The 26480-nt window shown below is 65.2% G+C and carries 25 protein-coding genes; 22 read left to right on the top strand and 3 right to left on the bottom strand.

Annotation, left to right across the window (positions count from 1 at the left end; genetic code table 11):
- Window positions 1-56: 56 nt before the first annotated feature.
- The 11 genes from ACIBW7_RS30555 (at window position 57) to ACIBW7_RS30505 (ending at window position 11370) form a co-directional block, all read left to right on the top strand.
- Entirely contained in the window at window positions 57-1289 is a 1233-nt protein-coding gene (locus ACIBW7_RS30555; protein WP_397052398.1) for a Rieske 2Fe-2S domain-containing protein, read from the top strand.
- Entirely contained in the window at window positions 1289-1774 is a 486-nt protein-coding gene (locus tag ACIBW7_RS30550; RefSeq protein WP_397052298.1) for an aromatic-ring-hydroxylating dioxygenase subunit beta, read from the top strand. The genes ACIBW7_RS30555 and ACIBW7_RS30550 overlap by 1 nt, the downstream gene beginning before the upstream one ends.
- A gap of 11 nt (window positions 1775-1785) precedes the next feature.
- Window positions 1786-2028, top strand: a complete 243-nt coding sequence (locus tag ACIBW7_RS30545; protein ID WP_397052296.1) for a hypothetical protein — start codon at window positions 1786-1788, stop codon at window positions 2026-2028.
- A 1-nt stretch (window position 2029) separates the two neighbouring features.
- The gene (locus tag ACIBW7_RS30540; RefSeq protein ID WP_397052294.1) at window positions 2030-3286 is read left to right on the top strand and encodes an acetyl-CoA hydrolase/transferase family protein; all 1257 of its coding nucleotides are present in this window, start codon (window positions 2030-2032) and stop codon (window positions 3284-3286) included.
- A 69-nt stretch (window positions 3287-3355) separates the two neighbouring features.
- Window positions 3356-4552 (top strand): acetyl-CoA C-acetyltransferase, encoded by a 1197-nt coding sequence (locus ACIBW7_RS30535; protein WP_397052292.1) that lies wholly within the window; start codon window positions 3356-3358, stop codon window positions 4550-4552.
- Complete coding sequence (locus tag ACIBW7_RS30530; RefSeq protein WP_397052290.1) at window positions 4552-5916, top strand: OB-fold domain-containing protein; 1365 nt, start codon at window positions 4552-4554, stop codon at window positions 5914-5916. The genes ACIBW7_RS30535 and ACIBW7_RS30530 overlap by 1 nt, the downstream gene beginning before the upstream one ends.
- A complete protein-coding gene (locus ACIBW7_RS30525) occupies window positions 5913-7106 on the top strand; it encodes an acetyl-CoA acetyltransferase (protein ID WP_397052288.1) in 1194 nt (397 codons plus the stop codon). Before ACIBW7_RS30530 ends, ACIBW7_RS30525 begins: the two co-directional genes overlap by 4 nt.
- Window positions 7107-7206: 100 nt before the next feature.
- A complete protein-coding gene (locus tag ACIBW7_RS30520) occupies window positions 7207-7983 on the top strand; it encodes an enoyl-CoA hydratase/isomerase family protein (protein ID WP_397052286.1) in 777 nt (258 codons plus the stop codon).
- Between the two features lie 9 nt (window positions 7984-7992).
- A complete protein-coding gene (locus ACIBW7_RS30515; RefSeq protein WP_397052284.1) occupies window positions 7993-9153 on the top strand; it encodes an acyl-CoA dehydrogenase family protein in 1161 nt (386 codons plus the stop codon).
- 34 nt (window positions 9154-9187) lie between these two features.
- On the top strand, window positions 9188-10051 hold the full coding sequence (locus tag ACIBW7_RS30510) for an SDR family NAD(P)-dependent oxidoreductase (protein WP_397052282.1): 864 nt from the start codon (window positions 9188-9190) through the stop codon (window positions 10049-10051).
- Window positions 10052-10065: 14 nt separating this feature from the next.
- Window positions 10066-11370 (top strand): phytoene desaturase family protein, encoded by a 1305-nt coding sequence (locus ACIBW7_RS30505; protein WP_397052280.1) that lies wholly within the window; start codon window positions 10066-10068, stop codon window positions 11368-11370.
- On the opposite strand, the gene ACIBW7_RS30500 is transcribed toward ACIBW7_RS30505, so the two are convergent.
- A complete protein-coding gene (locus tag ACIBW7_RS30500; RefSeq protein ID WP_397052278.1) occupies window positions 11360-11674 on the bottom strand; it encodes a protein kinase in 315 nt (104 codons plus the stop codon). The genes ACIBW7_RS30505 and ACIBW7_RS30500 overlap by 11 nt on opposite strands.
- Before the next feature lie 149 nt (window positions 11675-11823).
- Here ACIBW7_RS30500 and ACIBW7_RS30495 point away from each other — a divergent pair, with 149 nt between their 5' ends.
- From ACIBW7_RS30495 to ACIBW7_RS30480, 4 genes are all read left to right on the top strand, one after another.
- Window positions 11824-13062 carry an NAD(P)/FAD-dependent oxidoreductase gene (locus tag ACIBW7_RS30495; RefSeq protein ID WP_397052276.1) on the top strand — a complete coding sequence of 413 codons (1239 nt, stop codon included), beginning with the start codon at window positions 11824-11826 and terminating at the stop codon, window positions 13060-13062.
- 134 nt (window positions 13063-13196) lie between these two features.
- On the top strand, window positions 13197-13355 hold the full coding sequence (locus tag ACIBW7_RS30490) for a hypothetical protein (protein ID WP_397052274.1): 159 nt from the start codon (window positions 13197-13199) through the stop codon (window positions 13353-13355).
- A 182-nt stretch (window positions 13356-13537) separates the two neighbouring features.
- Window positions 13538-14422, top strand: coding sequence for an SDR family oxidoreductase (locus ACIBW7_RS30485; protein ID WP_397052272.1), 885 nt, complete (start codon window positions 13538-13540; stop codon window positions 14420-14422).
- A gap of 259 nt (window positions 14423-14681) precedes the next feature.
- Window positions 14682-16133, top strand: coding sequence for a wax ester/triacylglycerol synthase family O-acyltransferase (locus ACIBW7_RS30480; protein ID WP_397052270.1), 1452 nt, complete (start codon window positions 14682-14684; stop codon window positions 16131-16133).
- Window positions 16134-16216: 83 nt separating this feature from the next.
- Here ACIBW7_RS30480 and ACIBW7_RS30475 read toward each other — a convergent pair whose 3' ends face one another.
- Complete coding sequence (locus ACIBW7_RS30475; RefSeq protein ID WP_397052268.1) at window positions 16217-17374, bottom strand: acyl-CoA dehydrogenase family protein; 1158 nt, start codon at window positions 17372-17374, stop codon at window positions 16217-16219.
- A 77-nt stretch (window positions 17375-17451) separates the two neighbouring features.
- Here ACIBW7_RS30475 and ACIBW7_RS30470 point away from each other — a divergent pair, with 77 nt between their 5' ends.
- Both ACIBW7_RS30470 and ACIBW7_RS30465 read left to right on the top strand, forming a co-directional pair.
- Window positions 17452-18330, top strand: coding sequence for an HpcH/HpaI aldolase/citrate lyase family protein (locus ACIBW7_RS30470; protein WP_397052266.1), 879 nt, complete (start codon window positions 17452-17454; stop codon window positions 18328-18330).
- On the top strand, window positions 18327-19313 hold the full coding sequence (locus ACIBW7_RS30465) for a MaoC family dehydratase (protein WP_397052264.1): 987 nt from the start codon (window positions 18327-18329) through the stop codon (window positions 19311-19313). The genes ACIBW7_RS30470 and ACIBW7_RS30465 overlap by 4 nt, the downstream gene beginning before the upstream one ends.
- On the opposite strand, the gene ACIBW7_RS30460 is transcribed toward ACIBW7_RS30465, so the two are convergent.
- Window positions 19281-19841: a TetR/AcrR family transcriptional regulator gene (locus tag ACIBW7_RS30460; RefSeq protein ID WP_397052262.1), complete on the bottom strand. Its 561-nt coding sequence runs from the start codon at window positions 19839-19841 to the stop codon at window positions 19281-19283. The two genes, ACIBW7_RS30465 and ACIBW7_RS30460, sit on opposite strands and share 33 nt — an antisense overlap.
- A 250-nt stretch (window positions 19842-20091) precedes the next feature.
- Here ACIBW7_RS30460 and ACIBW7_RS30455 point away from each other — a divergent pair, with 250 nt between their 5' ends.
- From ACIBW7_RS30455 to ACIBW7_RS30435, 5 genes are all read left to right on the top strand, one after another.
- Window positions 20092-20496, top strand: coding sequence for an SCP2 sterol-binding domain-containing protein (locus ACIBW7_RS30455; protein ID WP_397052260.1), 405 nt, complete (start codon window positions 20092-20094; stop codon window positions 20494-20496).
- A 40-nt stretch (window positions 20497-20536) separates the two neighbouring features.
- Complete coding sequence (locus tag ACIBW7_RS30450; protein ID WP_397052258.1) at window positions 20537-22084, top strand: acyl-CoA synthetase; 1548 nt, start codon at window positions 20537-20539, stop codon at window positions 22082-22084.
- A gap of 33 nt (window positions 22085-22117) precedes the next feature.
- On the top strand, window positions 22118-23383 hold the full coding sequence (locus ACIBW7_RS30445; RefSeq protein ID WP_397052256.1) for a cytochrome P450: 1266 nt from the start codon (window positions 22118-22120) through the stop codon (window positions 23381-23383).
- Window positions 23380-24753, top strand: a complete 1374-nt coding sequence (locus ACIBW7_RS30440) for an aldehyde dehydrogenase family protein (protein ID WP_397052254.1) — start codon at window positions 23380-23382, stop codon at window positions 24751-24753. Before ACIBW7_RS30445 ends, ACIBW7_RS30440 begins: the two co-directional genes overlap by 4 nt.
- A gap of 405 nt (window positions 24754-25158) precedes the next feature.
- A complete protein-coding gene (locus ACIBW7_RS30435; protein WP_397052252.1) occupies window positions 25159-26322 on the top strand; it encodes a CaiB/BaiF CoA transferase family protein in 1164 nt (387 codons plus the stop codon).
- Window positions 26323-26480: the final 158 nt, after the last annotated feature.

Raw genomic sequence — 26480 nt, 5'->3', positions numbered from 1 at the left:
TCTGCGATCCGGACGCGGCCTGCGAAACCGGCCCGGTCGCGAAACAAGCACCGCGAGTGGACTATTCGCTGCTCATTCGGCCCGAGCGGGTGCACGGCTCGCTCTACACCGATCCGGCCGTGTTCGCCGACGAGCTGGAACGCATCTGGTACGGCGGCTGGGTTTTCGTCGGCCACGAATCCGAGGTGCCGCAGCCGAACGACTATGTGCGCAAGAACATCGGGCCGCAGGACATCATCATGACCCGCGACCGCGCCGGGGGCGTGCGCCTGGTAACCAACCGGTGCGCGCACCGCGGCAACCTGGTGTGCGATGAACAGAGCGGCAATTCCAGCTCCTTTCGCTGCCCGTATCACGGCTGGACCTACAGCAACACCGGCGACATGCTCGGCTATCCCTACAACAAGGGATATGGCGGCAAGGGCAAACTGAACCTCGGACTCGGTGTGGTGCCCCGCGTGGAGAGCTACCACGGCTTCGTGTTCGGTAGCTTCAATCCCGACGTCCCGCCACTGCTGGAGCATCTGGGCGCCGCCGCCGGTGAAATCGACCGGCTGGCCCGGCTCTCGCCCACAGGCACGGTGCGCCTGGATAACGGCTGGCTCAGGCACCGCACGCACGCCAACTGGAAGTTGTTGGCGGAGAACGAAACCGACGGATACCACCCGCAGTTCGTGCACGGCTCCATCTTCTCGGTGACCGGCTCCACCATCGGCCCGCTCTACAGCGACGCCTCGACTGCGGTCACCCGCGCGCTCGGCAACGGGCACAGCGAGAACGATCTGCGGCCTGAGTTCCGCAAGTTCGCCGAGCCCATGCGCTGGTTCGGCACCACCGCGGACCGGGTCCCGGGGTATGTGGCGAAGATGCGCGAGGTCCACGGCGAAGCCGCCGAAGAGATCATGATCGAGGGCGCGCCGCACGTCATGATCTTCCCCAACCTGTTCATCGCCGAGATCCAGGTGTTCAACATCCAGCCGCTGTCGGCGCACGAATGCATCCAGTTCTCCACCTCGGTGCAGTTGGACGGCGCCGACGAGCTGAACAAGCGGATGCTGTCGCAGTCCATCGGTTCGGTCGGGCCGGCGGGCATGCTGCTGGCCGACGACACCGAGATGTACGAACGCAATCAGGTCGGGGTCGCACAGCTGCTGCCCGAATGGCTCGACCTGCGGCGCGGACTGGCTCGGGAATCGTTGGACGACAACGGTTTCCGAATTGGCGGTGCGACCGACGAGACCGCCATGCGGGCGTTCTGGCAGCACTACAAGACTCTGATGGAGGCATGATGACTGCCCTGATAGATATCGATCTGCGCGAGCTCGAGCAGTTCATCTACCGCGAGGCCCGCTTCGCCGACGAACACGACTACGACTCGTGGGAAGCGCTGTGGACCGACGACGCCCTGTACTGGGTGCCCGTCGACGGCGGCAGGTACGACCCGGAGCGGCACGTGTCGATCATGTACGACAACCGCCGCCGCATTTCCACCCGCCTGCAACAGCTGCGCACCGGCAAGCGGTACGCGCAGTCGCCGCCGTCGAATCTGCGCCGCACGATCTCGAATGTCGAACTGCTCAGCGTCGAGGGCGATGAAATCACTGTGGGCGCGAATTTCGTTCTCTACGAGTCGAAACCGCGCGGAATTCACACCTGGGCCGGCCGCTACACCTACGTGCTGCGGCGGGTGAATGGTGAGCTGAAGCTGGTCCGCAAGACCGTGGTACTTGTCAACAGCGCGGAAGCCGTGCCCAGCATGGGCTTTCTGATCTGAGGGGTTGGCAGATGGACAGGCCAGGATCGGATGGCGGCGCCAGCCGTGAATTCGGCGTCGTGCACAGTGAATTCGCTCAGGTGCGGGTCGACATCGACGAGACGGCGAACGGTCCGCGGTTGCGGCTGGAGGACTTGAAGTCCGGCCGCGTCCGTTTTCTGGACGCCCTCGAACTGGAGACGATCGTGTGGCTGGCCGAGGGGCACATGGAACGTCTGCTTGATCCATCCGCCGATCGCTGGCGGGAGGACTGATATGCCGGACGCCATGCCGCCACGAGCGGTTCCCGCACCGAACCTCGATTTCCGCGACTTCGTCCGTCCCGGCGACTTCGTGGTGTTGGGTCAGTCGTGCGCGGAACCTGTGACGCTGACACAGCGTCTGCTCGCCGATCGGGCGGACCTCGGTGGCATCACCTGCTTCATCGGCATCCCCGCGGGCGAGACGGTGAAACCCGAGCATGCCGACCATATTCGGTTCGTCAGCTACTGCGGTACGGGCAGCAATCGGGCGCTGGCCGCGGCCGGGGCGCTCGAGGTGTACCCCGGCCACTACTCGACCCTGCCGGAGTTCGTCTCGCGTGCCGACGTGGTGCTGGTGCAGTGTGCACCGCCGGACGCGCGCGGGTGCTACAGCCTCGGGTTGGCCGACGACTATCTCACCGCCGCCATCGACAGCGCGCGGGTGGTGGTCGCCGAGGTGAACGATCAGGTGCCTGTTACGCCCGGCGCCCGGCATCTGACCGACCGTGACATCGACATCGTTATCCGGACCTCACGCCCGGTGGCGGAGAGTCCTGCCGCCCCGCCGACACCCGAGACGACGGCCATCGGCGCGTTTGTCGCGAGCATCGTGCCCGACGGCGCCACATTGCAGTTCGGGATCGGCTCGGTGCCCGAGGCGGTGCTCGGCGCGCTCGGTGTGCGCAATGACCTCGGCATCCACTCCGGCATTCTCACCGATGCGGCGGTCGAATTGATCGACAAGGGTGTGGTGACCAATGTCCGCAAGACCACCGACCGCGGCGTCTCCGTTGCGGCGGTGCTGATCGGTACGCGGCGATTGTTCGAGCACGTGCACCGCAACCCAGCGGTCTCGCTGCGGCCGATCACCTACACCCACGATCCCGAACGCCTCGCGGCGCAACATCGTTTCGTGGCGATCAACTCGGCTGTCGAGGTCGATCTGACCGGCCAGGTCAACGCCGAGGTCGCCGGCGGCCGGTACGTCGGCGCAGTCGGCGGCGGCGGGGAATTCCTGCGCGCCGCGGCGCGGTCGAACGGCGGTCTGCCGATCATCGCCCTGCCGTCCACCGCGGGCTCGCGCAGCCGGATCGTGGACCGGCTGTCCGGGCCGGTCAGCATCGCACGCAGTGATGCGGGCATCGTGGTCACCGAATTCGGCATCGCCGACCTGCGCGGTCTACCGCTGACCGAGCGGCGCGAACGGATGCTCGCCATCGCCCACCCCGACCAGCGTGATGTCCTGCGCGCGATGGCGAGTAACTGGTGACCTGGCCGGAAACGCGGAGCCGTTCGAAAACTACAGCGGCACAGTAATACTCAGCATCGAGGTGGAATCATGAAGAGAGCGGCGATCGTCAGCCCGCTGCGCACCCCCGTCGGAATCTTCGGCGGCACACTGCGCCCCGTCCCCGCCGAATACCTGGCCGCCCACATCATCACGGCGGTCGTCGAGCGCTCCGGCATCGATCCGGCGCGCATCGACGATGTCTCGTTCGCGCAGTCCTACGCCAATTCCGAAGCACCCTGCATCGGTCGCTGGGCCGCACTAGCGGCGGGCCTGCCCATCGAGGTGCCCGGCTTCCAGACCGACCGCCGCTGCGGCGGCGGCCTGCAAGCCGTCGTGACCGCCGCGATGATGGTGCAGACCGGGGCAGCCGACGTGGTGCTCGCGGGTGGCGTCGAGAGCATGAGCAATATCGAGTACTACACCCAGGACATGCGCTGGGGCGCACGGTCGGGCAATGTCGCCTGCTACGACCGCCTCGACCGTGGTCGGGAACGCTCCCAACCGGTCGAGCGCTTCGGTCGCATCAGCGGCATGATCGAGACCGCCGAGAACCTGTCGCGGCGGTATTCCATCACCCGTGAGGCGGCTGATGAATTCGCGGCTCGCAGTCACCAGAAGGCCTCCGCCGCTTGGGAATCGGGCAAGTTGGCAGACGAGGTGGTGCCGGTCTCGGTACCGCAACGCAAGGGCGATCCGATCGAGTTCGTCCGCGACGAAGGCATTCGCGCCGACTCGACGCCGGAATCCCTCGGGCGCCTTCGCGCGATCATGCGCGACGGCACCGTGACCGCGGGGAACTCGAGTCAGCAGAACGATGCCGCGGCGGCCTGCCTGGTCGTCGCCGAGGACAAGCTCGACGAACTCGGACTCGACCCCCTCGGATTCCTCGTCGGCTGGACGGCTGTGGGCTGCGAACCCGCCGAGATGGGCATCGGTCCGGTGCCCGCCGTGGCGAAACTCTTCCAACGCACCGGGCGCACTTTCGACGATATCGATCTCGTCGAACTCAACGAAGCCTTCGCTGTCCAGGTACTTGCGGTGCTGAAGGGCTGGGGTTTCGACGACCACGATCGGCTCAACGTCAACGGCTCGGGCATCTCACTCGGCCACCCCATCGGCGCCACCGGCGTTCGCATCCTCACCACTATGCTGCACGAATTACGCAGGCGCGGTGGACGATACGCCCTGGAGTCGATGTGCATCGGCGGCGGCCAGGGCATGGCGGCACTATTCGAGGCACCCTGATGACCAACTACGGAATCACCTCCTACGGCACCTACCTGCCCGCCCACCGGGTATCGCTCGCTGATATCGGAGCGACCCTGAACACCAACGCGGGCAAGGGAGTTCGGGTCGCGGCCGCCTTCGACGAGGACAGCACCACGATGGGCGTCGCGGCCGCCGCGGCCGCGCTCACCCCCGGCCTTGCACCCAGCGGGCTGTATTTCGCGACCACCACGCCAGCCTACGCCGACAAGGCGAACGCGACAGGCATCCACGCGGCACTCGGTCTTCCCGCCGATATCTTCGCCGCGGATCTGGCCGGTTCCGCCCGCAGCGGCATCGCCGCGCTGCTCGCGGCCGCGAGCGCCGGCGGGCTTGCGGTGTTGGCCGATATGCGCATCGGCCGCCCCGGATCCGCCGATGAGCGGGGCGGAGGCGACGGCGCCGCGGCGTTCGTCTTCGGGACCGACCCAATCGCCGAAATTATTGCCAGATCCGCACTGACCACCGAGTTCCTCGACCGATGGCGCGATCCGCAGGTGGCGACGGGGGAGCAGTGGGAGGAGCGTTTCGGCATCGAGCAGTACCTGCCGCTAGTGCGCCGCGCGGCTGCCGACGCTCTGGCCGATGCAGGGATCGACGAGGCGGATCACGTCGTCCTGGTCTCACCCAATCTCACGCTCGCCAAACGTGCCGCAAAGGTCGTGGCGGGGAAACTGTCCACCCGAAACTCGCCCATCGGCCATGCGGGCACCGCCGACGTCGGGCTTGCCTTGGCGGCCGCGTTGGACCAGGCCGAGCCGGGGGAGACGGTGCTCGTGATCTCGGCGGCCGACGGTTGCGATGCCCTCGTGCTTCGCACCACTGAGCGCATACTGCAAGCACGACAGCCGATTCCGCTCGCAACGCAACTCGAGCAGGGTGCACCGGTGCCCTACACGACCTACCTGAACTGGCGTGGCCTCCTCGACCGGGAACCGCCGCGTCGCCCGGAACCCGATCGGGTGGCCGCGCCGCCGTCGGCCCGTGCCGCCCGCTGGAAGTTCGCGTTCACCGGCAGTATCTGCGGTTCCTGTGGGCTGGTGCATCTGCCGCCGGGCCGAATCTGTAAGCGCTGCGGCGCGATCGACGCCATGACCGAGGTGTCCATGGCTCATCGCGAGGGCACTGTCACGACTTTCACCGTCGACCGGCTCGCCTACTCACCCGCCCCACCGGTCGTGGAGGCAGTCGTCGACTTCGACGACGGTGGCCGCTACGCACTCGAGGTCGCCGACGGTGCGGCGGACCGGCTGGCCGTCGGCTCCCGCGTGCGCACCACTTTCCGCCGCCTGCACAGCGCCGAGGGTGTGCACAACTACTTCTGGAAGGCGCAACTGCTATGAGCAGCAATGGAATCCGCGACAAGGTCGCCATCGTCGCCATGGGCTGCACCCGGTTCGGTGAGCGCTGGGAAAGCTCCGCCGACGACCTACTGGTCGAGGCGATGGCCGACTGTTTCGACGGCAACCCGACACTCGACCGCGCCGATATCGACGCCTATTGGCTCGGCACACTTGGTACCGGGCAGAGCGGCCTGACTGCCAGCAAGCCGCTCGGCCTGCAAAACACGCCGGTCACCCGGGTGGAGAACTATTGCGCAAGCGGCTCCGAAGCTTTCCGCAACGCCTGCTACGCCGTCGCGTCGGGCGCCTACGACCGCGTCGTCGCCATCGGTGTGGAAAAGCTCAAGGACTCGGGCTTCTCCGGTCTGTTGCGCGGCGACCCGCCCAGCGATGGCACGGCCTCGGAGCTGTCCTTGACCGCACCGGCCGCCTTCTCGCTGCTGGATCCGGCATATTGCGGCAAGTACGGAGTGGATCCCGCCCTCATGCGAGAGGCGATGACGCACGTTGCCTGGAAGAATCACCACAACGGCGCGCTGAATCCCAAGGCGCAGTTTCGATCCGAGGTCGCGAAGCAGAAGATCGCCGGTGCCCCGCTGGTTGCGGGACGCCTGGGCATCTTCGACTGCTCCGGTGTCTCCGACGGTGCGGCCTGCGCGGTGATCGTCCGAGCCGAGGACGCCCTGAACTACACCGACACACCTCTGTATGTAAAAGGGCTCTCGCTCACTGCCGGACCGGGCCGCGGGGCGGTTGATCCGGACTACGATTTCACGACCTTTCCCGAGGTGGTGGCCAGCGCGAAGGATGCTTACACCCAGGCCGGAATCACCGACCCCCGATCCGAGATCTCCTTCGCCGAGGTCCACGACTGCTTCACGCCGACCGAGCTCGTCCTCATGGAGGATCTCGGCTTTACCGATCGCGGACAGGCATGGAAAGACAGTGTGGCAGGAGATTTCGACCTGGATGGCCGACTGCCGGTCAATCCGGATGGCGGCCTCAAATCCTTCGGCCACCCGGTCGGCGCCAGTGGCCTGCGCATGCTCTACGAATGCTGGCTGCAATTCCGCGGCGAGGCGGGTGAACGTCAGATCGCGAATCCGCGGATGGCCTTGACTCACAACCTCGGTGGTCGTCCCGGCGCTTGCGTCTCCTTTGTCTCCGTTGTCGGCGCTGAGCTGGGCTGAAGCGGTAACCGAAACTTCCACACCGGCCGGGTTCCGCTGCGCGGGGCTTGACCAAAGCCTATTTCCTAATTTACATTAAATTCGAAAAGGAGGTGCGACGTTGATCTCGTACCAGGTCGTCGACGACATCGCCTACGTCAGGCTGGATCGGTCCGAAGCGCGCAACGCCCTCGACAAGGCGGCGGGGGAGGCGCTGCTCGAGGCGGCGACCAGGATCGCCAATGACAACGGGCTGCGGGCGGTATTGATCACTGGGAACGGTCCGGTGTTCAGCGTCGGCGGTGACATCGGCGCGTTCTCCGACGGAGCCGCGGACCTGCCGGACACCCTCACCCGGATGGCGCTGCTCATGCACGAGGCGATCCGGCTGCTGGCTCGGGTGAGCGTGCCGATCGTCACGGCCGTGCACGGCGCGTGCGCGGGTGGGGCGCTGGGGTTCCTGTATCCGGCTGACATCACGATCGCCGCCACCGGGACCAAGTTCGCCACCGGTTTCGGGCGCATCGGTATTACCGCTGACTCCGGAAACACCTGGTATCTGCCGAAATTCATCGGCATTCGGCGGGCGAGTGAAATGTTGTTCGAAGACCGGGTCATCGACGCCGATACCGCGGTCGACTGGGGTCTGATCAATCGTGTCGTCCCCGCTGACCAGCTGGCGGCCGAAGCCGAGGCGACGGTACGCAGGCTCGCCGCCGGCGCCACCCGCGGCTACGGCGAGATGCGCAGGCTGTTGCACAACTCCTGGACCACCACGCTCGACCACGCGCTGTCGGAGGAGACGGCGGCCCTGCGTCGCATCGCCCACACGGCCGATGCGACCGGCGCCATCGGGAGCTTCCTCGCCAAACAACAGCCGACCTTCACCGGAAAGTGAGATAGACCGTTGTCTGCCTTCATCATCGATACCGACGAGCGGGCGCTGTTGCGCGAAAGTGTCGCCAAACTGGCCGCCAAGTACGGTCAGGAGTACTTTCTGGAGCGTTCCCGCTCGGGAGCCAAGGTCGACGAGCTGTGGCGCGATCTCGGTCAGGCGGGCCTGCTCGGTGTGCATCTGCCCGAGGAGTACGGCGGCGGTGGCGCGGGGCTGTCGGAAATGCTCATCGTCGTCGAAGAGCTTGCCGCGCAAGGCTTTCCGCTGCTACTCGCAGTCGTCTCGCCCGCGATCTGTGGTTCGATCCTGGCCGGGCACGGCTCGGAGCGGATGAAGTCCGAATGGCTGCCGGGCCTGGCCGACGGCAGCCGCAAAATGGCCTTCGGCCTGACCGAACCCGACGCCGGTTCCAACAGCCACAACGTCAGCACCACCGCGCGCCGCGACGGCGACGGCTGGGTGATCTCCGGCGGCAAGTACTTCATCTCGGCCATCGACGAGTGTGAAGCGATCCTGTTGATCACGCGTGACCCGGAGTTCGTGGGGGCCTCGCGGTCGCCGCTGTCGATGTTCGTCGTGCCCACCGACACACCCGGTCTGACGCTGCAGCCGCTGCCGACCGCGGTGGTTTCGCCCGATCACCAGTTCACCGTGTTCTTCGACGAAGTCCGCGTCGGTCCCGAGGCGTTGATCGGTGAAGCGGGCAACGGGCTGCGTCAGGTGTTCGCCGGACTGAATCCGGAGCGCATTCTCGCCTCGGGCATCAGCACCGGCATCGGCCGCTATGCGGTCTCCAAGGCTGTGTCCTATGCCCAGAACCGCAAGGTGTGGTCGGTGCCGATCGGTGCGCACCAAGGTATCTCGCATCCGCTCGCCGAGGCGCACATCGCCGTCGAACTCGCTCGCATGGCGGCGTATCGCGCCGCCGAGCTGTTCGATACAGGGAAGCCCGCAGCCGAAGCCGCCAATATCGCCAAATTCGCCGCGGCCGACGCCTCGCTGAAGGCGCTGGATCAAGCCATCCAGACCCACGGCGGCAACGGCCTGTCCCTCGAATACGGCCTGGCCGAACTCTGGTTCTCCGCGCGCCTGCTCAAGACCGCGCCGGTGAGCCGGGAAATGGTCCTCAACTTCGTCGCGCAGACCAGCCTGAAGCTGCCCGCGTCGTACTGAAATCAACTCTGGAAAGTCAAGGGAGACAACACTAATGCCCGGAGTAACCGATCGTGTCATCGTCGTCACCGGAGCCGGCGGCGGCCTCGGCCGCGAATACGCTCTGCTGCTGGCCAAGGAGGGCGCCCAGGTCGTGGTGAACGACCTCGGCGGCGCTCGGGACGGCTCCGGCTCCGGCACCTCGATGGCCGATGCCGTGGTCCAGGAGATCCGCGAAGCCGGCGGTACCGCGGTGGCCAACTACGACAACATCGCCACCGAAGCGGGCGCGGCCGAGCTGATCAAGACCGCTGTCGACAACTTCGGCACTGTGCACGGCGTCATCCACAACGCGGGCATCCTGCGGGACGGCTCCTTCGCGAAGATGACCGCCGACAACTGGGAATCGGTGCAGAAGGTACACCTGTGGGGCGGTTACTACGTCACGCGCGCCGCCTGGCCGTATTTCCGCGAGCAGAACCACGGCCGCATCGTCGTCGCGGCGTCTACCAGCGGACTCTTCGGCAACTTCGGCCAGGCCAACTACGGCGCCGCGAAACTCGGTCTCGTCGGTCTGATCAACACCCTCGCGATCGAGGGCGGCCGCAACAACGTCCTCGCCAATGCCATCGCGCCGCTGGCCGCCACCCGCATGACCGAGGACATCGCGCCCAAGGAGATGCTCGACAAGCTGCCGCCCGCCCACGTCGCCGGCGTCGTCGGCTACCTGATGAGCGACGAATGCACCGACACCGCAACGGTTATCGTCGCCGGCGGCGGCCAGGTGTACCGGGTGCAGCAGTTCCAGAACAAGGGCGCCGTCTTCGCCGCCCCGCCGAGCATCGACGAGGTCGCGGCGCAGTGGAACCAGATCACCGATATGTCGGGTGCGGAGCCCGGCGCCAACCCGCTCGGCTGAATCGAGGACCGAACATGACCGAAAACAATTGGGACGCACTGGTGATCGGTGCGGGTGCGGGCGGATTGCTCGCAGCCGCACGCTTATCGCACCTGGGCTACAAGACACTTGTCGTCGAGCGTCTGGACAAGGTCGGCGGCCGGGCCTCCACCGATGACGTCGATGGCTTCAAAGTGAACAACGGCGCCATCGTCATCGAACTCGGCGGCATCACCGAGGAGACCTTCGACGAGGTCGGCGCGAAATTCGACGTGCGCAAGCCGGAACCGCCCATCCTGTACCGCATCGGCGGCAAGGATGTCGACGTCACCGGCGGCGGCTGGGGCTTCCTGCTCTCCAAGCTCACCCGCCAGGGCGCGAAACTGGTCCAGGGCCTCGGTGCGGCCCGCAACGACAGCGGCATGCCCGAGGATGAGTTGTCCACTGCCGAGTGGGTGGCCAAGTACACGAAAAACGAGTCGGTACACGGCATCTTCCGCAATATGTGCGGTTCGGTGTTCGCGGTCGGCTCCGAGGAACTGCCCGCGCGGGTATTCCTCACCTATTTCACCCGCAAGAGCGCGTTCAAGAAGTTCGGGTACTGCCCCGACGGCACCATCGGCGTGTGGAAGTCACTCGCCGAGGTGGTCGAGAACAACGGCGGCGCGGTCTGGCTCGACAGCGAGGTGACCTCGTTGACCCTGACCGACGGCCGGATCACCGGAGCGGTGATCGCGCGTGGTGACGAAACGGTCAAAGTGACAGCGCGTTTCACCGTCAGCGACGTCGGGCCGTTCGCCACCCTGGATCTGGTCGGCCGGGAGAATCTGCCCGCCGACTATGTTACGCAGGTCGACAAGGCCAACCGGCCATGTGCCATGATCTCGGTGAACTTCGCGAGTCAGCGCCCGCTGGTGAAGGCCCCCGGCATGACCAGCTTCGCCACGACTCGCCGGCTCTGCTACGTCGCCAACTTCACCGACATCTGCCCGGAGATGGCTCCGGATGGCTGGCATCTCTACCAGGGAACCGCAGTGCCCAAGCCGGCCGTCGGCGATTTCGACGAGGAAGCCGAAACCCAGTTGCTGCTCGAGGATCTGCGCGATCAGGTCCCCGGCTTCGACGAGGCGCGCATCCTGTCGATCAACGTCACTCGCGACGGCTGGCCGCCCCAGCGAGCGGTCGCCGGCTATGACCTGCCGCACGTCACACCGATTCCGAATCTGTGGAATGTGGGTGACGCGGTGAAGGAGTACGGCAACGGCGGAACTACCGCGTGCGCGGAAACCGCCAAGATCGTCGTGGACAAGATCCGCGATCGGTTCCCGGTCACGACTTGATACACGGCCGACCGGTCACGGTGACGTCGGCATGGAGCACCGCGACGATATTGGGATGCCCGGACAACTTGCCGAGGGTGCGCTGTTCGCGCAGGAATCTGTCGAGGTCGTCGGGACCGTGGCCGGTCCAGAGCACCTTGACGGCTACCTGTCGTTCCAAGGCCCGCTCGAGGCAGCGATACACCGTGCCGAAGCCGCCGCGGCCGATCAACTCGGCGCCTTCGAACCCTTCTGCCTCCAGTTCCACTTCGATTCCGACCACCGAGCGCCGCTGGGTGCTCGCCGGATCGTCGACGGTACTCATGAATCGTCCTTGACCCGGTCTCCGTTCGTGGATCAAGGATACGGCCGTGGGCAACCGGGTGGCACTCGGCGGCTTCTACCCACCTGTTGACGGGTGCTGATAATCTAATTTAATCTCAATTAAAGTCGCATCGCGGGAAGGTGAGCGAGTTGTCCCAGGAGAACCTCGTCGTGGTCGGAGCGTCCCTCGCTGGGTTGCGGGCGGTGGAAGCTGCCCGCAAAGCGGGTTTCGATGGCGGCGTCACGCTCATCGGTGCCGAAGAACATTTGCCGTATGACCGGCCGCCGCTGTCGAAGGCGTACCTGGATCAACTGCCCGAGGGCGAGAGGCCCGCGTCGACCGTTTTCCGGACAGCAGACGTCCTGCGTGACGAACTAGGTGTCGAACTCGTACTCGGCACGCCGGCAACAGGTTTGGACACCGAGGGCAAACGCGTCCTGGTCGGCGACCGTGCCGTCGCATACGACGCGCTCGTGATCGCGACCGGTGCCGACGCGCGCACGCTGCCTGGAGCGGAGGGCTTGAGCGGTGTTCACACGCTGCGGACCCTCGATGACGCGATCGCGATCCGACGGGCCCTGGATGCCGGCGCGCGCACCGTGGTCGTGGGCGCTGGTTTCATCGGTTCGGAGGTGGCTGCGGGCGCACGCAAACGCGGCCTGGACGTCACTATTCTCGAGGCGCTACCGACCCCGCTGGTCCGGGCGGTGGGCGAGCGCATGGGCGCGGCCTGTGCCGCGCTGCACGAGCGCAACGGCACCCCGTTGCGTTGCGGTGTCGGTGTGACTGGTCTGGAGGGAGATGGTCGCGTCGAGCGCGTACTGCTGAGCGACGGCACGGCGATCGAAGCCGACCTCGTGGTGGTGGGCATCGGCGCGATTCCGGTGACCGGTTGGCTCGAGGGTTCCGGGCTGTGTCTGGACAACGGCGTGGTGTGCGACGAGACGCTGTGGACCGGCGTCGACGGGGTGTACGCCGCGGGCGACGTCGCACGATGGCACAACCCGCTGTTCGACCGGCTGATGCGGCTCGAACACTGGACGAGCGCCGCTGAACAGGGGGCACTCGCGGCCCGCAACGCGCTGGAGCCCGAGGCCGCCAAGCCCTACCAGACGGTGCCGTATTTCTGGTCCGATTGGTACGACAGCCGGATCCAGTTCGTGGGTGTGCCGACCGCGGACGAGGTCCAGGTCGTAGATGGGGATCCGGACGCCGACGGGCGCTGGGTCGCGCTGTATCGCGAGGGCGATCGGCTCGCGGGAGCGCTCACCCTCAACGGCCAGAACGTCATCATGAAATACCGCGGCCTGCTCATGAAGAAGGCGAGCTGGGAGGAGGCCCTCACCTTCGCCGCCGCCCGCCGGACCAGCCCGGTTTCGAGTTCATGACGCGCATCAGGTGTCGCGCGGTCTGAACAGGCCTAGTGACCCTGACGGGATAGGTGGTCAGTGGTATGCGCGGCGGACAGACGGTGTCTCTCGTACGTCAGCAGCTTCTTCGCGTCGAGATACGGTTCGACTGCGTGGCGGGGGAGATGCGGCTCGAGTACGCGGCCACGACCGCGGAAGCTCGTCATTTCGCCGCTGTCATGATCCGGCGCGGCTATCGGGTGCTGGTGGACCGGAAGGTGCGCCGAGGGCTGCGGCCATTACCGTGCCGCGACCTCTGGCAGTACGCCTGAGGCGGGAGCCCGACCGGATGTTCGGTTTCGGCCGACGATCTGGGGCTAGAATTTAATCTATCTTCCAATATACTGAGTTACGGTCGGCTGACCGCGACGACGGAAAACAATGTGCCGTCGCGGCGCGGTGCAACTCGAACCGTCGGACTCGCGCCGACGACCTCCAACGAAGTAGGCAGGGAATGAAGGAATCGCAATTGACTCGCCGGATCGAAGGTCGCGTGGTGGCCATCACCGGTGCGGCACGGGGAATCGGCCTGGCGACCGCGAAGGCGCTGTATCGGCGCGGCGCCAAGGTCGTGATCGGTGATATCGATGGCGACGTTGTCGCGCGGGCGGCGGCCGAGATCGGGCCGGACGTCGAGTCCGTGCGGGTCGACATCACCGACGAGCAGTCGTTCGTCGCGTTTCTCGCCAAGGCCGAGGAGTGCTTCGGTCCGCTCGACATCTTGATCAACAATGCCGGCATCATGCCTATCGGCCCCTTCCTCGAGGAGTCGACGTCGCTGTCGAAGCGGGTGCTCGATATCAATGTGGCCGGACCCATGATCGGGATGCGAGCGGCGCTGCCCGGCATGGTTTCGCGCGGCCGGGGGCACATCGTCAATGTGTCCTCCATGGCTGGTACCGCACCGATTCCCGGTGGTCTGAGTTACGGCGCCAGCAAGGCGGCGGTGATCTCGATGACGGAGACGGCGCGCGTGGAATTCGCGAAGTCCGGTGTGTCGTTCACCTGTGTCCTGCCGTCGTTTACCAATACCGAGTTGGTCGCGGGCACGGCCGGAACGAAGTTCGTGCGCAATCTCGAGCCCGAAGAGGTTGCCGAGGGCATCGTCGGCGCGATCGCGGCGCGCAAGCCGGATGTCTACCTGCCGGGGATTCTCGGGCCGGTGGCACGGCTGCAGCCGGTATTCGGGCGCAAGATCCGCGATTTCATGAACCATATGCTCGACGCCGACAAGACCTTCCTGACAGTCGATAAGTCGGCTCGCAGCGGCTACGACGCCCGGATCAACAGTGCGCCGAAAGCGCCGAAGTCCACCTCGGCACGAGGGGTGCGCAGCTGAACCTATTGCGTTCGGTCAGTGGAAATAAGGGTGGTCCCCTATGGGGCCACCCTTTTTCGTACTCACCTGATCGCGTGGCGCCGTCTGATCGTTCAGGTTGCTGTGTAAAGCGCCACATGCCGTGCAATCGCCGCATATGTCATAGATTCTAAAGTACATTAGATTCTGTTGGGGATCGGGGCTGGAGTCCACGGTTTCGCAGCAACGGCATTCAATGACGAACGCCATCCGTCCGTTCCAGTCGATTGAGAACAGGTAGATGACGAAAACCTTTCTGAACCTCTTTGATGCCGCATGGTTCTTCGTGGAAAGGAGTGATGCGCCTGCGCATTTCGGCCCACTGACCATTCTGTCACCGCCGGAGGAAGCGCCCTCGACATACGTGCGAGATCTGGTCGCGCAGTGGCGGAAGAACGAGACCTTCGCGCCCCCCTTCAACTCCGTGCTGCGCAATAGACCGATCCCCTGCTGGGACAGCGTGCCGGACGGAGATATCGATCTCGACTACCACCTGCGCCACATCGCGTTGCCTTCCCCGGGCGGGGAACGGGAGCTGGGAGAACTCGTCTCACACCTGCACTCGCTCCCGCTGGACCGGCGCCGGCCGCTGTGGGAGTGCCACGTGATCGAGGGGCTCGAGCGCGGCCGGTTCGCGATCTACCTCAAGTTCCACCACGGGCAGCTCGATGGCGTCGCCACCGCGCGCCTCATCGGGCGGGTCTTCACAACCGATCCGGATGCCCGGGGCATGTTGCCGCCGTGGAGTGCGGGTATCCGTGGCAACGCACCCGCTCGGCAGCCCATCGCCACCGAAACCGCCGCGACCGCTGTATCGGCGTGGGGAAGGCTCGGAGCCGTCGGAAGATTATGTCGCGCAGTGGGTTCCACGGCAGTGGCCGTGCGGGCGCTGGCGGATATGGCCGTGGCCGTGCACAAGGATCGGACAGGCGATCTGACTCGCCCGTTCCGGTCCGCGACCACCCTCTTCAACCATCGGATCTGCAACCAGCGCAGGTTCGCGACCCAGCATTGCGAGCTGGCGCGTTTCAAACGGGTGGCGAAGGCAGGCAATGTCACCATCAACGATGTTTTCCTGACGGCGTTCGGCGGAGCGTTGCAGCGGTACCTGGGGGAATTGGACGCGGTGCCGGATGGTCCGATCGTCGGACAGATTCCGGTGAACCTGCGTGAATTGAACTCGGCGTCGATGGGCAATGCGCTGGGCTTCGTCTTCGCACGGTTACACACCGACATCGCCGACCCGGTCCTGCGATTGCGAGCAGTACACCGAGCCACGCTGGCGGCCAAAGGTTTTCACCAGGCGCTGCCGCCGTCCGCGGTCATGCCGTTCACGATGCTGCTGTCGGGCCCGCAGATGGCCTTGCTGCTGCTCGGTCTCGGCGGCTTCGGTCGCCCGGCCGCGAATCTGGTCATTTCGAACGTGCCCGGCCCGGCCGAGCAGCTGTACTTCGACGGTGCGCCGGTAGAGGAGATCTACGGCCCGTCGGTGCTGTTCCACGGGCAGGCACTGAATGTGACGATGTCGAGTTACGCAGGGAAAGCTGTCATCAGTTTCACGGCGTGCAGTAGATCGCTGCCGCATGTGCAGCGGCTGGCCGTGTACACGGGCGAGGCGCTGGAGGAGGTCGAGCAGGCGCTCGGCATCGAACCTTCGCCCGGATCCGTTGTACCGGACGAGGCTTCAACCTAGCCGTCACGTCGGGATGCCGAAACGAACGCGGCCAGTGCAGGCGACGGGGAGTCGCCGGCACCGGCCGCTTCGGCTTCTCGGACCTACCGTGTGAGGCCGCCGCGGGCAACTAGCTGCGAGGTAATGACGTTGCGCTGAATCTCGTTCGTGCCCTCGCCCACGATCATCAGGGGCGCGTCGCGGAAATACCGCTCGACGTCGTACTCGGTCGAATAGCCGTAGCCACCGTGGATCCGCACCGCATTGAGCGCGATTTCCATGGCGATTTCGGAGGCGTAGTACTTGGCCATGCCCGCTTCCATATCGCAGCGCTCGCCTGCGTCGAACTTGCGTGCGGCGTGCAGGACCAGTTGTCGTGCGGCGGTGAGCTTGGTGGCCATCTCGGCCAGGTAGGTGCCGATGGCCTGGTGCTGCCAGATCGGGACGCCGAAGCTCTCGCGCTGCTGGGCGTAGGCGAAGGCGTCGTCGAAAGCGGCCTGGGCAACGCCGAGGGCACGCGAGGCGACTTGGATGCGGCCGGTTTCCAGCCCCTTCATCATTTGACCGAAGCCCTTGCCCTCGACTCCGCCGAGCACGGCGTCGGCGGGCGCGCGGTAGCCGTCGAAGATGAGCTCACAGCTCTCGATGCCCTTGTAGCCGAGCTTGGGCAGATCGCGCGAAACCGTCAGGCCGGGCCCATGTTCGACGAGCAGGATGCTGATGCCGCGGTGGCGGGGTTCGGCGGCCGGATCGGTCTTGCAGAGCAGTGCGATCAACTGCGACTTGCGCGCGTTGCTGATCCACGTCTTCGCGCCGTTGATCGTGTAGCCGTCCACGTCGCGTTTGGCGACGGTGGTCATGGCCTGCAGGTCGGAGCCACCGCCTGGCTCGGTGAGGGCCATGGTGGCTCGGATCTCGCCGGTGGCCATCTTCGGCAGGTACCGCTGCTTCTGTTCTTCGGTGCCGAAGCTGAGGATGAGCTTGGAGACGACCGTGTGGCCGCCCATCGCTCCGGCCAGGCTCATCCAACCGCGGGCCAGCTCCTCGGTGACGCCGACGTAGCACGGCATCGAAACCGGTGCTTCGCCATAGGGTTCCGGGATGGCCAGGCCGTAGATGCCGAGCTGTTTCATCTGCTCGATCAGCTTTTCCGGGTACTCGTTGGCGTGTTCGAGGTCGCGAGCGACAGGTCGGACCTCGCGGTCGACCCATTCGCGCACCGTCGCCACTACCTGCTGTTCCTCGGCGGACAGCTCGCTCACCATTGACTCCTCGCTGGACTCCGACAACTATCAATATACTTTAACATAGATTAAAAACCATGAAAGGTGGTTGTCTGATGACGGCACGTCCACCGCGGAGGTCGGTCCTCTGCGTACCAGGTGGCGACGAACGCAAGATCCGCAAGGCTTTGGCGTCGGGCGCGGATCAGGTGATCATCGATCTCGAGGATGCGGTGCCGCCCGCGGATAAGGATCGTGCGCGGGAAACGCTGGGTGCGATCGCCCGGGGTGATCGCACCGCACTGCCTTCGATCGCGGTGCGGGTCAACGCACCTCGAAGCCGCTGGTGCCACCTGGATATCGACGCTGTCGTCCGGTCCGCGATCCCGGCGAGTTCTATCGTGCTGCCCAAGGTCGAGTCACCGGGGGATCTCGAGTTCGTCGATCGCCTGCTCGACGGCATCGAAGCCGGTGTCGGCGGCGTCGATCGGCTCGCGGTGGAAGCGCTCATCGAAACCGCCGACGGACTGAGCCGGATCGAACAGATCGCCTCGGCCTCATCGCGGCTGTCCGCGCTGATCACCGGGTACGCGGACCTCGCCGCATCGCTGGGCCGGGCCGCTGGTGGGGATCCCGCGCTGTGGATCGCGGTGCAGGACAGAGTGATTGCCGCCGCGCGCACCAATCGCCTGGATGCAGTGGACGGCCCATATCTCGGCGTGGGACTCGATGACGGCTTCGGCGCGGCAGTGAGCCATGCGGTGCGAATCGGTTTCGACGCCAAGTGGGCTATTCATCCTCGGCAGGTGGACCCGATCAAACTTGCCTTCGAGCCGTCCAGCGAGCAGGTGGGGTACGCGCGCCGTGTGGTGGACGCGCTGGCCGCTGCTCACGACGGGGGTCGCGGCGCGGTGGAACTCGATGGTCAGATGATCGACGAAGCGATCGCGGTGGCCGCACGCAGGACCCTGCAGAAGATCGGAGTGTCGCTGTGAACGCGGAAGGACCGTACTTCGAGGAGCTCCAGCCCGGTCAGGTGTTCGACGGCGCACCACCGGTCACGTTGTCGGAGGGACTCGCGGCCGTGCATCAGTCGATAGTCGGCGATCGCCTTCGTCTTCCGCTCGACTATGACCTGTCGGCGGCCGTGACCGGCGCGGCCGGTCTCGCGCACCCGGCACTGGTGTGGGACATAGCGATCGGCCAGTCCACGGTGGTCACCCATCACGTCAAGGCCAACCTGTTCTATCGCGGGCTGGTCTTTCGGCGGATGCCGCACATGGGGGAAACCCTGACCACCACGACGACGGTCGAAGGGCTGCGGCAGAATCGGCGCCGTCCCGATCGGGCACCGACGGGACTGGTCGCCTTGCGAATTCGCACCGTCGATCAGCAAGGCCATGACGTCCTCGACTTCTGGCGCTGCGCCATGCTGCCCTTGCGCACTGATCACGACACCGGGCATGCCGACGACTTGGACGGAATAGGTGCCGGTGCAGATCTGAATTGGATTGCAGCAGTGCAGTATTGGGACATGAAGACGTTGTCGTCGATGCCTGGCTCAGGCAGCCTGATTCCGGAAACCGGGCAGCAGGTGGCGGTGATCGGCGGCGACGTGGTCGATTCGGCTCCGCAGCTCGCCCGGATCAGCCTCAATATCGCCAGGGTGCACCACGACGAATACGCGGCCGGTGGTCGTCGGCTGGTATACGGCGGCCACACCATTGGAATCGCGTTGTCGCAGGCATCGCGGGCGTTCCCGAATCTGGCAACGGTGCTCGGCTGGCATGGGTGCGACCATGTCGGGCCGGTTCACGAAGGCGACACATTGCGCAGCGTGATCACTGTCGAAGAGGTGGCTCCGGCCGGTGCCGGCGCTCACCTGGTACACCTTCGATCGGAGGTTTTCGCGGGCGGCGGGATCGTCGATCACGAACGGCCGGTTCTAGATTGGCGTTACGTTGCCCTTTTCGCGTGATTTCTCCGTCAACTCGTTCAGCAGTCTGCGCAAGACCCACTCGAGCGCAGCGGGATCCTCGCCGGAGTCCAGCTCTTGGTATCCGGCGAGGAGGTAGAGACCCCAGCGGGCATGATTCAGCGCTTCGTCCTCATCGTCGAGGATCGCCCGCGCGGCCCGCAGCACCACTTCCAAACGCTGGGCGTCGACCGCTTCCTGGACCGCGCGGACCTCGGGGTCGACCTTGCTCCATACTCGGATCGCGGCCTCGGCGCGATGGGGGAGATCGAGTGCGAACTGCAGTAGCGCGTCCAACTGGTCGATCGGGTCTTTGCTCTGCTGTGCCAGCTCCACCAGCTGGGTCGTGCGTTCGGTGCGCCAGTGTTCGAGCAACTGTGAGGTGAAGTCGTGCCAGTTCTCGAAGTAGTGATAGAAGGACCCGGTCGTCACGCGGAGCCGCTTGCACAACGGCGCCTGTTTCAGCGCGCTGTAACCCTGCTCGGACAGTAGCTCGAACGCGGTGTCGAAGTAGTCCTGCTTGCTGGCCATGGATCTCCGTCTCGGTGTGTCAGGTGGGTTGTCGACCACGTCAGGCTGCAAGTTTCCCCGGGACTTGTGCATAAGTCGACTTATGCTTACGATACTCGCATCGCTTGTGAGGCACACCACAAGGCTCACTCCGCCAACGGTCGCCCAGAAACCTGACCCAAAGGTTTTCAAGTGAAGTGTCGGACAGAAATTTAATCAAAGATATATTCTATAAACGCAGGGGCGCTGTCCCGTGGGAGAGGAAAACGACATGGCCTTCAAGGACGCGGGCGAGGTGCGTAAGTACATCGGCGGCATCTTCGAGTCGGCATTCGCCGATCCGGAGATCGGCCCGAAGTTGGCGGCCACGGGTGTCGTTCTCGGCTTCGAGTTCTCGGATCCGGACGCTTTCCTGGTCGTCGACGCACCTGCGGGTGTTATCGAGTTGGGGCAGGAGTACTTCGGCAAATCGACCGCGACCATGCGGATGACGGCCGACACGGGCAATGCCTACTGGCAAGGAAAGGTCAATCTGCCGCTCGCGATGGCGAAGGGCAAGATCAAGATCGGGGGGAATGTTGCGAGCATGCTCAAGCTGGCTCCGCTGGCCAGCAAGCTCTACCCGGTCTACATCGACAGCCTCGAGCAGGACGGTCGCGCGGACCTCCTGGTCTAGCGGGCAGAGTGCAACAGATCTAGCGGAGAGGTACCGCACGATGTTTCCAGGCGTCCACGCCCTGTCCACACCCGACAAACCCGCGGTGATCATGGCCGGTTCCGGCAAGACGATCACCTACCGCGAACTGGACGAAAATTCGGCACGGTTCGCTCGCGTGCTGCACGACCTCGGGCTGCGCAAGGGTGATGTCATCGCGCTGCTGTCGGACAACGCGCCCGAATGCTTCGAAATCTACTGGGCGGCACTGCGTTCCGGCCTGTACGTGACCGCGATCAACTGGCATCTGACGCCGGCGGAGGCGGCCTACATCCTCGACGACTCCGACGCGAGGGCAGTTATCGGTTCCGCCGGCGTCGGCGAACTCGCCACCGCGGTGCGGAATCTAGCGCCACGGGTCGAATATTGGGTGGCATTCGGAGGCGAGGTCGAGGGGTACAGTTCCTACGCGGACTGTCTCGCCGACGCTGGGCCGTATCTCGGGGAGCAGCCGCGTGGCTCCGACATGCTGTACTCGTCCGGTACGACCGGACGTCCCAAGGGCATCAAGCCGCCGTTGCTGCCGATCGAGGTCGACCAGCCGGGCGACCCGCTGATCATGGCAGTCGGAAAACTGTTCGGCGTCAACGAATCCGATGTCTACCTGTCGCCCGCTCCGGTCTACCACGCGGCACCGTTGCGGTGGTGTGGCGCCGTCCAGGCTTATGGCGGGACCGTGGTGATGATGGAAAAGTTCGGAGCCGAGGAACTGCTCAGGGCCATCGAGCAGTATCGGGTGACGGTCACTCAGGTGGTTCCGACCATGTTCGTACGTTTGCTGCAGCTGCCCGCCGAGGTTCGGGACCGCTACGACCTCTCGAGTCTGCGCCTGGCCGTCCACGCTGCAGCGCCGTGCCCGCCGGATGTCAAGCGCGCGACTATCGAGTGGTTGGGGCCGATTCTGGTCGAGTACTACGGCTCCACCGAGGGCAATGGGCTAACCGTGATCACGAGCCCGGAGTGGGAGAAGAAGCCGGGATCGGTGGGGCGCAGCGTTCTCGGACCCGCTCACATCTGTGACGAGAAAGGCCGGGTGCTGCCCCCCGGCGAGGTCGGCACGGTGTACTTCGAGCGCGAGACGCTACCGTTCACCTACCACAAGGATCCCGAGAAGACCGCGGCCGCACAGCATCCGGAACATCCGACCTGGACGGCGGTCGGCGACCTCGGGTACGTGGACGAGGATGGTTTCGTCTTCCTGACCGACCGGAAGTCGTTCGTCATCATCTCCGGTGGTGTGAACATCTATCCGCAAGAGGTGGAGAACGTTCTCACTCTGCATCCCGCGATCTTCGATGTGGCCGTGATCGGTGTCCCCGACGCGGAGATGGGCCAGCAGGTCAAGGCGGTCGTCCAACTGCAGCCGGGTGTCGCGCAGACCGAGGAAATGGCAACGGAGATCATCGATTACGCGCGAGAACGGGTTGCGCGATACAAGGCACCCAAGAGCGTTGATTTCGTCGACTCCTTGCCGCGCACCGCGACCGGGAAGCTCGTCAAGCGCGAGCTCGAGAAGCTGTACAGCTCAGCGTCCGTGACCCAGAGCTGATGACGCTCAATCATCTTCCAAGAAAGTGCTGATATGACAACAGCAATCGAATCAACTCCGCGGGCCTACGATCCGCTGAGCATCTCGCCTCTGTCGTTCTGGTCGAAGACGGCCGCCGAGCGCGACGAGACCTTCCGCGTGTTGCGCGCCGAACGGCCGGTCAGCTGGCACCCGCCGATCGAAGGCGCGCTGATGCCCCCGGAGAACGCGGGCGTGTGGGCGGTTACCAGCCATCGCTTGATCACCGAGGTCAGCAAGAAGCCGGACATCTTCTGCTCCGGCCTCGGCGTCCAACTCGAGGAAGTGCCTGCGGACATCCTCGAGGCCGCGTCCTCGTTCCTGGCGCTGGACGCGCCGCGGCACCCCGCGCTGCGCAAGCTGATCAGCTCGGCGTTCACCCCCAAGCAGGTGGCCAAGATCCACGATCAGATCAAGAACCAGGCCCGGGTCATCGTCGACGATATGCTCGCGGTCGGTGACGGCGAGTTCGACTTCGTGCACCAGGTCTCCAAGCGGCTGCCCATGTGGACCATCTACGAGATGCTCGGTTTGCCCGCGTCGCAACGGGACGAGGCGGCGCATATGGCAGATGCCATGGTCGCCTGGGCGGACGAGGATGTCGCCGCCGGTCGCGCGCCGGTCGAACTGCTCAACGATTCCCTCGTCGGGTTGCTGATGATGGGTATCGAATTCGCACAGGAGCGGCGCAAGAACCCGGCTTCGGACCTGATGACGAACCTCGTGCAGGCGGAGGTCGACGGCGTCCGGTTGACCGATGACGAGATCGCCTCATTCTTCGTGCTGCTGTCGGTCGCGGGCAACGACACCACCCGGAACACGATCTCCCTCGGCCTCAAGACGCTGCAGGATTTCCCGGAACAGAAGGCCCTGCTGCTGGAAGATTTCGACGGCCGAATCGGTACGGCCACCGAGGAATTGGTGCGCTGGGTGACGCCGGTGATGACCTTCCGCCGGACCGCGACCCAGGACACGGTGCTCGGCGGGCAGGAGATCAAGAAGGGGGAGTGGGTCGCCACGATGTTCTCCTCCGGAAACCGGGACGAGTCCGTCTTCACCGATCCGCACGTTTTCGACATCACTCGCTCGCCGAATCCGCATGTCGGTTTCGGCGGTGGCGGCCCGCACTACTGCATGGGCAACTTCGTCGCGAAGATCCAACTGCGCGAGATCTTCGACCAGCTGTTGCACCGCGTGCCGAATCTTCAGGTAGGTGAACCGTCCTACCTGGTCGGCAATTTCGTCCACGCCGTCAAGCATCTGCCGGCGACGCTGCGATGAGTGCCGAACCGGTCACCGCAGTAGTCGAGCGGATGCGGCGCGGGTTCGCCTCGGGGCGGACCCGCGGCCTGGAATGGCGCCTCGAGCAGCTGCGGAATTTGGTCAGGCTGCTCGATGAGCAGGAGGACGAGGTCGCGGCGGCGCTCGCCGAGGATCTCGGACGGAGCAAGCAGGAGGCGTGGTTCGGTGATATCGCCTCCACTCGAGGCGAAGCCGTCTACGCGATCAAGCACCTGCGCGGCTGGATGAAAAAGCAGCGGCAGCCGTTGTCGGTGATCCAGTATCCGGGCTCGGCATGGATCCAGTACGAGCCACTCGGGGTGGTTCTGATCATCGGGCCGTGGAACTATCCGGTCGTATTGACTCTGGGACCGCTGATCGCGGCGCTGGCCGCGGGTAACTGCGCGGTGATCAAGCCATCGGAGCTGGCACCGGCGACCTCGGCGCTGTTGGCCAAGCTGGTGCCGAAGTACTTCGACACGGACGCGGTCGCGGTCATCGAGGGTGGTGCCGACCTGACCCAGGAACTGCTGGCCCAGGGATTCGACCACGCGATCTTCACCGGCGGCACCGAGGTCGGCAAGAAGATAATGGCCGCCGCGGCACCGACGCTCACCCCGGTCACATTGGAACTCGGTGGTAAGAGCCCGGTGATCGTCACCGCCGACGCTGATCTCGATGTTGTCGCACGCCGGTTGTCCTGGGTCAAATTCATGAACTCGGGGCAGACGTGTATCGCGCCGGATTATGTCCTCGCTGATCACCGGATTCGGGATCGGTTGGTGGATAAGATCGTCGAGCGGATCGACGAGTTCGAGCGCGACGGTAGTGCCGACGGACGGCGCATCGTCAATGAGCGACAGTTCGACCGCCTTGCCGGATACCTCGAGGAGACGCGGGGCACGGTGGCGGTCGGCGGACGGAGCACTCGTTCGTCGTTGTCGATCGAGCCGACCGTGGTCGTCGATCCGGATCCGGACGAGCGGCTGATGCGAGACGAGATCTTCGGGCCCATTCTGCCGATTTTGTCCTACGAAAGTCTGGACGATGCCATTACTTTCGTGAATGGCCGGTCGAAACCGCTTGCCGCGTACTTCTTCAGCGGGTCGGCGGCGGTGCAACAGCGGCTCGTCGACGAAATCCCATCCGGTGGTGCGGTGATCAACCACATCGCGATGCACTACCTGGTACCGCAACTCCCCTTCGGCGGTGTCGGTGCGAGTGGTACGGGCGCGTATCACGGTCGCTGGGGTTTCGAGGCGCTGAGCCACCGGAAAGCGGTGCTGAAGAAGACGTTCCGTCCAGATCTTCGGCTCATGTATCCGCCCTACACCGATTTCGCGATGAAGATCATGCGCAAGGTCTTCTAGCGCGTTCGGTGTGATGAAAGCTCCTTGCTGTCGGAACAACCTGATGGCGGCAAGGTCGGCGCACCCGGGGCACGAGCCTCTCGCTCGGTTACCCGAATTCCTGTCCCTGGATGTGCCTCTCGGCTCGTGCGGATTACTAGCCCCGTCCGCACGAGCCGATTCCGACGGGCCGGAGAATCTCCTTGCTGCCGAGTGAGCCCCCAGCGCAGCGAGGAACGCGCGCCCTGGGACTCTGAGCCGCCCGAACTCGATGGTCACAGGGCACCCTCTCCACCGCTTCGGGTATGGAGAAGTTCTTGCTGTCGGCCACAGCAAGCGACGCACCCTGCGAACCGGACATCGGCTTCGGCACCGGTTCGCAGGGTGCTTCCGCTATCGACCGGGGCAGACGTATCGGAGAGATCAATGACTGACAAAGCTGCCGGCGTGACCGAACATTCCGGTCCGCTGGCGGGTGTGCGGGTGGTCGAGCTGGCGGGATTGGGGCCGGGTCCGTTCGCGACCATGATGCTGGCGGACCTCGGTGCCGATGTTGTCCGCATCGATCGCCCTGGGGCTGCCGGTGTGTTTCCCGGCAAACCGGAGGAGGACCTGCTCAACCGTGGCAAGCGATCGGTGATCCTGGACCTCAAACAACCCGAAGCGGTCGAGGTCGTGCTGCAGTTGCTCGAGCGGGCGGACGTAGCCGTGGAAGGTTACCGGCCCGGAGTCGCCGAGCGCCTTGGGCTGGGACCGGACCCCTGCTGGGAGCGGAATCCGCGCCTGGTCTACGGACGTATGACCGGATGGGGCCAGACCGGTCCGCTCGCACAGAGCGCCGGGCACGACATCGACTACATAGCGGTGACCGGCGCCCTGCACGCCATCGGCGCCGGCCAGGGCGCACCACAGGTTCCGCTCAATCTCGTCGGCGATTTCGGCGGCGGCGGAATGTATCTCGTCGTGGGCATTTTGGCCGCCCTACGGGTGGCAGAGCAGACCGGCCGAGGTCAAGTGGTGGATGCGGCGATCGTGGACGGCACCGCACATCTGCTGACCGGAATCCACGCCTTCCTGAACTCCGGAGCATGGAACGACCGGAGAAGCGCCAATATGCTCGACGGCGGCGCGCCGTTCTATACGACGTTCGAAACCGCCGACGGCCGTCACATGGCGGTGGGCGCGATCGAAAGCAAGTTCTACTCCGAGTTGCTGGCGCGGCTGGGCATCGACGAAGACCCAGCGCGGCAACATGATCGCCGCGCGTGGCCGGCCATTCGGATCAAGATCGCCGCGGCTTTCGCGACGCGGACCATGGCGCAATGGTGCGAGGTCTTCGAGGGATCCGACGCTTGTGTCGCTCCCGTCGTCAGCTTGCGCGAAGCTGCGGCACATCCGCATGTCGAGGCGCGTGGCTCGATCGTCGATCACGGCGGTGCGCTGCAATCTGCTCCGGCGCCGCGGTTTTCAATGTCACGGACCGCGCTGGGGAACCCACCGCCGTCGCCGGGCCAGCACACCCGGGCTGTCCTGACGGAGTGGAAAATCGCGGACGTGGACAACCTGATCGAGCGTGGCGTAGCAGGTTGAGCACACCTGAGATATGAGCGCGCCGATACGCAGACCAGGCGGAGCATGGAAGCGTTTGCGAGACAGGTCATTCCGCAGTTCCTCGGACGGAGTGTGGGTGTCGAGCGGTCCATGGCCGCCGCGATCGGTCAGGCAGCGTGACGCGCCGGGATTCGAGC

This window comes from Nocardia sp. NPDC049526 (assembly GCF_044465765.1).
Lineage (GTDB): Bacteria > Actinomycetota > Actinomycetes > Mycobacteriales > Mycobacteriaceae > Nocardia.
The sequence above is the reverse complement of the archived record's forward strand: the minus strand, read 5'-3'. Positions and strand labels throughout refer to the sequence as shown.